The organism is Elizabethkingia argenteiflava (assembly GCF_009904105.1).
In the GTDB taxonomy this organism is placed as follows: Bacteria; Bacteroidota; Bacteroidia; order Flavobacteriales; family Weeksellaceae; genus Elizabethkingia; species Elizabethkingia argenteiflava.
In genome coordinates this window covers 42,383-49,811 of record NZ_JAAABJ010000372.1, presented here as the reverse complement: position 1 = coordinate 49,811, position 7,429 = coordinate 42,383, and the positions used below count along the sequence as shown (strand labels likewise).

At 38.8% G+C, this 7,429-nt stretch carries 7 protein-coding genes and 3 tRNA genes; 2 read left to right on the top strand and 8 right to left on the bottom strand.

Annotated elements, in window-relative coordinates; translation table 11 throughout:
* Window positions 1-382: 382 nt before the first annotated feature.
* The 3 genes from GNY06_RS04455 to GNY06_RS04445 all read right to left on the bottom strand — a co-directional run bounded on the left by GNY06_RS04455 (window position 383) and on the right by GNY06_RS04445 (window position 635).
* Window positions 383-466 (bottom strand) — tRNA-Leu (locus tag GNY06_RS04455).
* Window positions 467-475: 9 nt separating this feature from the next.
* A tRNA-Gly gene (locus tag GNY06_RS04450) sits at window positions 476-548 on the bottom strand.
* A gap of 5 nt (window positions 549-553) precedes the next feature.
* Window positions 554-635, bottom strand: a tRNA-Leu gene (locus GNY06_RS04445).
* Between the two features lie 177 nt (window positions 636-812).
* Here GNY06_RS04445 and GNY06_RS04440 point away from each other — a divergent pair.
* Both GNY06_RS04440 and aat read left to right on the top strand, forming a co-directional pair.
* On the top strand, window positions 813-1,196 hold the full coding sequence (locus tag GNY06_RS04440) for a DUF3127 domain-containing protein (protein WP_166518982.1): 384 nt from the start codon (window positions 813-815) through the stop codon (window positions 1,194-1,196).
* 61 nt (window positions 1,197-1,257) lie between these two features.
* Entirely contained in the window at window positions 1,258-1,893 is a 636-nt protein-coding gene (gene aat, locus GNY06_RS04435; RefSeq protein WP_166518981.1) for a leucyl/phenylalanyl-tRNA--protein transferase, read from the top strand.
* 323 nt (window positions 1,894-2,216) lie between these two features.
* On the opposite strand, the gene mnmA is transcribed toward aat, so the two are convergent.
* The 5 genes from mnmA to hemA all read right to left on the bottom strand — a co-directional run bounded on the left by mnmA (window position 2,217) and on the right by hemA (window position 7,341).
* Window positions 2,217-3,401, bottom strand: coding sequence for a tRNA 2-thiouridine(34) synthase MnmA (gene mnmA, locus GNY06_RS04430; RefSeq protein WP_166518980.1), 1,185 nt, complete (start codon window positions 3,399-3,401; stop codon window positions 2,217-2,219).
* Between the two features lie 95 nt (window positions 3,402-3,496).
* Window positions 3,497-4,522, bottom strand: coding sequence for a uroporphyrinogen decarboxylase (gene hemE / locus GNY06_RS04425; RefSeq protein WP_166518979.1), 1,026 nt, complete (start codon window positions 4,520-4,522; stop codon window positions 3,497-3,499).
* On the bottom strand, window positions 4,515-5,177 hold the full coding sequence (locus tag GNY06_RS04420; RefSeq protein WP_166518978.1) for a uroporphyrinogen-III synthase: 663 nt from the start codon (window positions 5,175-5,177) through the stop codon (window positions 4,515-4,517). Before GNY06_RS04420 ends, hemE begins: the two co-directional genes overlap by 8 nt.
* Window positions 5,178-5,180: 3 nt before the next feature.
* The gene (gene hemC, locus GNY06_RS04415) at window positions 5,181-6,083 is read right to left on the bottom strand and encodes a hydroxymethylbilane synthase (RefSeq protein WP_166518977.1); all 903 of its coding nucleotides are present in this window, start codon (window positions 6,081-6,083) and stop codon (window positions 5,181-5,183) included.
* Window positions 6,070-7,341 (bottom strand): glutamyl-tRNA reductase, encoded by a 1,272-nt coding sequence (gene hemA, locus GNY06_RS04410; RefSeq protein WP_166518985.1) that lies wholly within the window; start codon window positions 7,339-7,341, stop codon window positions 6,070-6,072. The genes hemC and hemA overlap by 14 nt, the downstream gene beginning before the upstream one ends.
* Window positions 7,342-7,429 lie beyond the last annotated feature (88 nt).

The window sequence follows — 7,429 nt, the reverse complement described above, 5'->3', positions numbered from 1 at the left end:
TGTATGCCCCTTTTTCCTTTCATCCTCAATAATGGAATATGCTATCCTTACCAAAGGCTCTTCTTTATTGCCTTCGATAGATTTAAACAATCTGGTAAGTAGGGTTTGGTTCATTTATTTGGTATAACTTTAAAATGCAAATTTAGACATTCAAATTTACATTCTAAATATATATAAATAATTTAAGGTTAATTCAAAAATAAATTATCTGTCTTTTACGGGAGTAGTGTTTAAATTTTTCAGATAATGCTGTAAAAATTTCTTGATATGAGAATTACGGAAATATTTAGTAGAAACTAATTATATGGATAAAACAATAGCCTCTTTCGTTCCCCCTAAAAATAAAAAACCCTCTGTTAACCGAAGTTACAGAGGGTTTATGTACCCCAGACGGGACTTGAACCCGTACGCCCAAATGGGCACAGGATTTTAAGTCCTGCGTGTCTACCAATTCCACCACCAGGGTGTAGACTAGAGCGAAAAACGGGATTCGAACCCGCGACCCCAACCTTGGCAAGGTTGTGCTCTACCAACTGAGCTATTTTCGCAATTGTGCGGATGAAGGGACTCGAACCCCCACGCCTCTCGGCACCAGATCCTAAGTCTGGCGTGGCTACCAATTACACCACATCCGCATATCTTTAAAGAACGTCTCTTCTTTTTTGTGATTGCAAATATATAGACTTTTTGTTCTTACTTCCAAATGATTTTTTCTAAAATTTTATTTTTTACTAAAACCCATAAAAACCTGTTTCGACCTCCTTCTGCTTCACTGCAATTTTATTACCTTTACAACCGTAAAAAATATCGAAATGGAGTTAATAGGTACAGTGAAAAAAATATTTGATGTTCAGACTTTTAGCAGTGGTTTTCAGAAAAGAGAGCTTATTCTTTTGACGCAGGAGCAGTACCCACAGCCTATTAGTATTGAATTTTTATCAGATAAAATAGATTTGCTCAATACTATTTCAGAGGGTGAGCAGGTGAAGATTGGGATTAACATTAGAGGTAGAGAATGGCAGGCTCCGGATGGGCAAATAAAATATTTTAACTCGATTACCGGATGGAGAATGGAAAAGGTAACTCAAAATTTTAATGAGCCTACCCAGGCTACTCCACTTCAGTCGAACCAGTCTACGGCAAGTCAGGATACCAATGTATTTGGTGATGATGACGATGATGATTTACCATTCTAATTTAAGAACTTTATAAAACCTTACAAATCCTACCCAGCTAAAGTAGGATTTTTATTTTGCAATGTATCCGCTTAATCCTAATGAAATATCTTTTCCCGATCCGAGCTTGTATCACCCCCAAGATGGTCTTATAGCCTATGGAGGAGATCTCTCTGTGGAAAGAATTTGGTTTGCTTATCAGCAGGGAATTTTCCCATGGTTTAATCCGGGGCAGGAAATACTTTGGTGGTGCCCCGACCCACGCTTTGTGTTGTTTCCCTCGGAAATAAAAGTTTCCAAATCTATGCGTAAGGTTTTTAAAGATGGGATTTTTTCCTTTACCGAGAATCAGTGTTTTGAAGAGGTTATCCGGCATTGTAAAAATATTTATAGAGAGCATCAGGAGGGGACCTGGATTACCTCCGAAATGGAGCAGGCCTATATAAGGCTGCATAGATTGGGAAAAGCCAAAAGTGTAGAAGTGTGGAGAGAAGGTAAGCTCGTAGGTGGTTTTTATGGTCTTGATATGGGCAGTGTTTTTTGTGGAGAAAGTATGTTTGCCAAGGTGAGTAATGCTTCTAAAGCCGGCTTTATTTATTTTGTACATAAATACCAGTATCAATATAGGGTAATAGACTGTCAGGTCTATACGGAGCATTTGCAGAGTTTAGGTGCCAGAATGATTAATAAATTGGAGTATTTAAGCTTTTTACAATAAATCAAGCATGTTTTTTCCTGGCTAAAACAAAAAAACTGCTAGCGAAATTCGCTGCAGTTTGAAATAAATCTAATAAAAAGTAAAAATGAAAGGCTACAAATTTACGATATTCATAGTATAACTTCCAAATTTATTTTTAAAATTTTATTAATCCCTAATATATAGTTTGTTAGTGGTGGAAATCCATACTATAAATGACTTGAAAGAATAGAGCAAGGGGTTGTTTTTTAACAAAACGCCGTGTCTATTCTTGTTAAAAGACCTGAAATAAACTATTTTTAAAATTTCGGCATATTAAAATCCTCCAGTTGATCCTTACTTTGTTAGGAAATAACCCCACTTCCTAGGGTTTCTTCTCCGTCATACCATGCAGCAAATTGTCCAGCAGCAATAGCGGATTGAGGCTGATCAAAATCTATGTAAAAAGCCTCCTCAAATCTGTATATTCTAGCTTTTTGCAGGGCTTGTCTATAGCGTATTCTGGCCATCACCTCGCGACTCTCTCCTTTTTTCAAGCTTAGATCTGGCCTTACCCAATGTACCTCATCAGGATGAATTCTTAAGACACTTCTATACAGACCAGGAAAAGAATGCCCCTCCCCTACGTATAAGATATTGCGTTCCATATCTCGAGAGATGACAAAACAAGATTCTTTATGACCGCCGATCCCCAGCCCTTTGCTTTGCCCTATGGTATAATACTGTGCTCCTTGGTGTTTACCTATAACCTTACCCTCTTCTTTGCGGTATTTTATTTCGGAGGACAGAAATTCTAGCTCTTCTTGTTTTGAGCTAAAGGAGGGAAGGTTTTGTTGAAAACCCGAAAAATTTCTGAATATTTCTACGATATCGCCTTCTTTAGGTTGAAGCTGTTGCTTTAAAAATTCGGGTAAACTTACTTTGCCAATAAAACAAAGTCCTTGGGAATCTTTTTTATCGGCAGTGACCAAACCTATTTCTTTCGCAATTTCGCGTACCTGAGGTTTTGTGAGGTGTCCTATAGGGAATAAGGCTTTTGAGAGTTGCTCTTGGCTGAGTTGGCATAAAAAATAAGATTGGTCTTTATTCTGGTCTTTTCCGGCTAACAGGCGATAAATAGTCTCCCCTCCTTTATCTATAGAGTCTATTTGTGCATAATGGCCTGTGGCAACCTTATCCGCGCCAAGGGAAAGGGCGATATCCATAAAAGCTTCAAATTTTACCTCTCGATTACACAAAATATCAGGATTGGGGGTACGCCCTTTCTCGTATTCCGAAAACATGTAGTCGACAATACGTTTCTTATAAAGTTCGCTCATGTCGATGACCTGAAAAGGTATGCCTAACTTTTGTGCTACCATCAGGGCGTCATTACTATCCTCTATCCAGGGACATTCATCCTCTAGGGTTACCGAAGCATCGTTCCAGTTACGCATAAAAAGCCCCACCACTTCATGTCCTTGTTGCTGTAGCAAATAGGCCGCTACACTGGAGTCTACGCCTCCGGATAATCCCACTACAATCTTCATCTGAGAAAAATTTTTGCAAAGTTACGATAACTTAGCCTTTTCGAAGAAAGCCTTTCCATTGAAATCATCAAATCTTTACAATGGGAAAAACTATTTTAGGCCTTCCACTCTACTACTGCCTTAATAAAGGCTTCAGCATTTTCTAAGGGAATATTAGGCAGGATACCGTGCCCTAAATTGGCGATATAGCGATCTTTGCCGAAACGGCGAATCATGTCGTCAACCATGTTTCGAATGATTTTTGGTGAAGAGTGTAATCTTGCAGGATCGAAATTCCCTTGTAACGTGATTTTGTTTCCGGTTAGTTTTCGTGCGATTTCAGGCGTAACAGTCCAATCCACTCCGAGAGCTGAAGCTTTAGAATGAGACATTTCTTCTAAGGCGTACCAACAGCCTTTTGCAAAAACAATGACTTCCGTGATGGGGCGCAAGGCCTCTACAATCTGTTGGATATACTGCCATGAAAATACACTATAGTCTGCAGGCGAAAGCATCCCTCCCCAAGAGTCGAAAATCTGAACAGCAGAGACACCTTTTTCGACTTTCCTTTTTAAATAAGCAATCGTAGTATCAGTAATTTTTTGTAGTAAAAGATGTGCTGCCGAAGGATGTTGGAAACAAAATGACTTTGCCATATCAAAAGATTTACTGCCTTTTCCTTCCACGCAATAGCACAAAATAGTCCAAGGGCTGCCAGCAAAACCAATGAGTGGAATTTCATGATTAAGTTGTTCCAAGGTTAAAGTAATCGCTTCAAAAACATAGTTTAGCTTGTCGTTTACCTCAGGTACTTGAATTTTCTCCACAGCCTCAGGTGTCCGGATAGGTTCATCTAACCACGGGCCTATCCCCTCTTTCATTTTAAAATCTATTCCCATAGCCTGAGGGATCACCAGGATATCCGAAAATAAAATAGCGGCATCTAAAGGAAACCTTCTGATCGGTTGCATGGTGATTTCTGCTGCGAGTTCGGGTGTCTGACAACGGGTAAAGAAATCGTATTTATTGCGGAGCGCTATAAACTCAGGAAGATATCTACCTGCTTGCCTCATCATCCATACCGGAGGTCGCTCTACGGTCTCTCCCTTTAGGGCTCTTAAATATAAATCGTTTTTAATCATTATAATTGTCTTTTATGACCTGAAGAAGGTCTTCTAAAGTTTCTTTTTTACTGGTTATTACTTTATTGGAGGATAAATTTCGTAAAAATTTTGCGGTGGTTTCTCCAATAGCGAAGAGTCTTTGGTGGTTTATTTTATTTTTTTTCAAAAAACTCTCTACTCCCGAAGGGCTGAAAAACACCAGGGCTTCGGTGGGTTTGTGCCATTCTGGGTAGAGTAAAATAGTCTCATAAACCACATTCTCTATCCATTCAAAACCCGCTGCTGTTAATTCCTGTTTTAGGGTAGGTAATGCTTTTGAGCCGCAGAAATGCATGATTTTCGTCGGTCTCATACAGTTTTTCATTTTAGAGGAGAGTTCCTGGGCATTTTTTGCAGTGATTTCAACAGATAAGCCTAAACCCTTTAGGGCTTCTCGGGCTTTTTCACCTACCGTATAGCATTTCGTATTTTCGGGAAAATTAATTTTCCCTTCGACTGATCTTACGCCTTGGATGCTCGTAAAAACAAAATGATGGCAATCTCTGGTGTCCATTATTTCACTGGAAGATCTAAAGCCTATCACAGGCAGAAAAAAAAGCTCGAAACCATCGCCCAATTTTTGCTGGATATATGCTTTAGGCAATTCTTTTGTAAAAAGAATACGAGGTTCCATGTTTTATAATTGTTTTTTTAGCGCTTCCATAATCGCTTGTCCTCCTTGTGATAATGCTTTATGAGCGAAATGTAGACCTAAGCCCTTACGCCATTTCACCTGCTCTTTCAGTTCTATTTTTTTTAATCCATCAAGAGAAGCCAGTCGGCCTTCAAAATAGAGATCATTCCCCATAATAGTTGCACGTGCACCTATGGGAGCTGTACAGCCTCCTTCCATATGACGAAGAAACTCTCGTTCCACTTGAATGCACTGGTAAGTTTCCGGGTGAGTGATTTGATTTAAAATTTCTATCAGTTGTAAATTGTCCGCTAGAGCTGTACAGCAGATCACTCCTTGGGAAGGGGCTTGCAGAAGGAAAGGTACGAGTTCATATTCAATCTCTAGCTTCATTCTTTTGATGCCAGCCAGTGATAGTAGAGTCGCATCGGCAAGTCCCTCTTCTAACTTTTTCAGTCGGGTTTGTACATTTCCCCGAATATCATAAAAAAGGGTATTTGGATACTCGTTTTTCCAAAAAGCTTTCCTGCGCAGACTGCTCGTGGCAATTGACAAATCGGCGATATTCTTATTTTTTGCTTTAGAATTCCGAATTAAAATATCTTCTGGGTAATCTCTTTCCAGCACGGCAGCGAGTTTTACGCCTTCTGGGAGTAAGGTAGGAACATCTTTAAGCGAATGAACAGCGATGTCTACTTCTCTATTGAGCAGGGCAATATCTAAATCTTTAGTAAAAATACCCGTAATGCCTAGGCTGTAGAGAGGTTTGTTCAGATTCTTGTCTCCAGTTGATAGTACAGGCACCAATTCAGACGCATAGCCTTTAGATTGAAGCTGGTGGGCAATTTTTTCTGCTTGCCACATTGCCAGTGGGCTATTTCTTGTTCCAATCTTAATGTTCTTCATAACTATCTGCCTTAGGTTGAAGGTTGAGGATATCATCCAAAAGTTTGGAAACCTCATCTGATCGATGAGGGTTCTCTATGATATATTTTGCAAAGCGATTGGTGATTTTCTGGATCATTTTATGTGTTAGTAACAGATCGCTTTCATCCAGTCCTCCGTTTTTCTTAATCGCTTTTTGAATTTCATTTTGTTCAATTCTTTTAAGATTGTTTTTAAAGAAATGAATATGGGGAGCCATTTTTCGTTTTTTTTCCCATTCAATAAAATCTTTAGACATCTCTTTTATAATTATCTCTGCTTTAGGAATTTCTTTTTTTCGCTGTTCCAGGGTTTCCTGAATCTGAGCGGATAGGGTGTCGACATCAATTAACTCTATCCCCTTTAGCTGTGCGATATTTTTGTCTACATTCTTAGGGATAGATAGGTCTATTACAAGTAGATCTTTGGGGGGGATATTCTCCGCGAATAGAATAGGCTTTGCAGCTCCCGTGGCCACAATGAGAATATCAGTTTGCTTCAATTCTAGGGAGAAGTTCTCAAAATTAATATGAGGGATCTGATATTTCTGAGCAATTTTTTCTGCCTTTTCTGAGGTTCTGTTGGCGATTTTTACTTTAGGCTTATAAACATGTTTTACTAAATTTTCTATTGTATTTTGTCCGATCTCTCCTACTCCTAGAAGTAAAATGTTTTTCTCACCCAGCTGCTTCTGGGTCTTCAATATATAGTGTACAGCTGCATAGGATACGGATGCGGCACCATTACTAATGCCGGTCTCATTTTTTATTCTTTTAGAAACCTGTATAGAAGAGTTAATCGCTCGCTCTAGATAGGCATTAGAATGCTGCTTGTACTCTTTAAATCTCTTATAGGCATTTTTAATCTGAGAAATAATTTCAAAATCCCCTAAAATCTGACTTTCTAGCCCTGCTGCTACTCTGAAGAGGTGATCTAAAGCATCTGTACCTTTTTTGACGGTTACAAATTGCATAAAGTCCATTAACTGTACCCCTACTGTATCACAAAATAATTGTGCTACAAACATATAATTATGAGTCGTGGTATAAATCTCTGTTCTATTACATGTGGACACCACAAAGGCATCCCCCATATCGCGATCGTGAATTTGGTTGACAAAACTTTTGATATGATCGTCAAAAAAGGCGAATCTTCCTCTGGTAACAGCATCGGCCTTCTCAAAACTAATACTAAGAACCGCAAATTGTGAGGTTTGATATGTATTCAACTTAGCACCCATAATATCAGGCTGCAAATTTACGCTATTAATTCTGAAAAAGAATTGATATATGCCAACAGGTGAATGACTTTCATTATATTTCATTAAT